This is a genomic window from Nitrosomonas sp. Nm166 (assembly GCF_900112825.1).
Classification (GTDB): Bacteria; Pseudomonadota; Gammaproteobacteria; order Burkholderiales; family Nitrosomonadaceae; genus Nitrosomonas.
This window is the reverse complement of sequence record NZ_FONE01000120.1, coordinates 1-1,217: the sequence shown is the minus strand read 5'-3', so window position 1 is coordinate 1,217 and position 1,217 is coordinate 1. Positions and strand designations below refer to the sequence as shown.

Here is a 1,217-nt window from a genome sequence, read left to right as displayed (position 1 = left end):
GACCAGTTCGTCCAGTCGCTGGCGGAACAGGTCATTACTCTTTTGCGTGCACGGCTTTGGCCCCATCTAACCCTCGCTAAATTTGCAGGAAATTGTAGCAATTTTACCAAAAACTGGTGAATTTAATCGCCTTAATTCATCAATTCATCACACAGAATCAGAATGTTATGGATTGTTCAGACTGAACTAAGTATTTTATGGCTGTGCTGTATCAATAGAACTGTACTATCTTACAAAAGAACATAGTCAATAAAATTGCATGACTTTAGTTGGAGCTGGCGATGAGGTGGCCATTCTGCGTTTGATATCCAGAATAAGTGAGACTGCAAGAGTATAATTCAGCTTTATGAAGGTATGGATAATCTCATAGTTCGAGATTCTATCGTTCTGTACTATTTACATTTGATGAATAGATTACGCGTAACTATCGAGCCTGACTGTGTCAAATATCCAACTGATGATCGCTCGTTTGCACTAAATTCACGAATTGCAGTGGAGAAAGGAACCACATCGCCTTGCTGATTTAATAACTGATATCCACGTGCACCACAGATTTCACCAGCTTTTTCAAGGCAATTGCTATAGTTCATTCCCGAACCGCTGCAGTTAACGTTATGTCCTTTGGTTCCATCGGCAAGAAATATCTCTCTAGATGTGACACAGCCTTGAAGTGCAGTAACAACAATGATAAGAATAAAGAATAATCGAGACATGAGATGGCTCCTCTAGACTTTTATAGTACGCTATAGAAATGGGTTATTTTTCATTCAAATTTTATACTACATTACGATAGCATTGTTAAATTCGAAGCGCTGGAGCAAATTTTTGCGTTCCAAAAGCAGTTTGCAAATTTCAATATTATCCAGCTTTGGGTGGTTTATTTGGCACTGCTAGGTGTTTAGTCCCACGGCGTGCTGGGTCAACGTTAAATCGTTCCGGTTGTTCTTTTGTTTATATTGCTGCAAAGGCAGGCTAAGCTGTTATGTCGATTTAAAAAGCAGGTTTGTCAAAAACTCCTCTGCTGCATTTAGAATTTCTCAAGAGCATATATCATTCCTAGCTACTAAAGAAAAAATAACTTAACGTGAGTTCGACATAAGAAAAGCTGTAACAGGAATCCGAATTCCTTATGATGAAACGATTATGAGAAAGAGCTTCATCACTGGAGGAGTCAGATTCCGATGGATACTATAGCGATTTTTTGTGCAATTGACGAC

1 protein-coding gene is annotated in these 1,217 nt (G+C 38.9%); it reads right to left on the bottom strand.

Features of this window, described 5'->3' with window-relative positions:
• Positions 1-392: 392 nt before the first annotated feature.
• On the bottom strand, positions 393-713 hold the full coding sequence (locus BM021_RS15035; protein WP_090721776.1) for a hypothetical protein: 321 nt from the start codon (positions 711-713) through the stop codon (positions 393-395).
• Positions 714-1,217 lie beyond the last annotated feature (504 nt).

What these genes read in the sequence shown, in the direction of transcription:
- BM021_RS15035 (WP_090721776.1), bottom strand. Translation starts at nt 713, where the DNA reads ATGTCTCGATTATTCTTTATTCTTATCATTGTTGTTACTGCACTTCAA.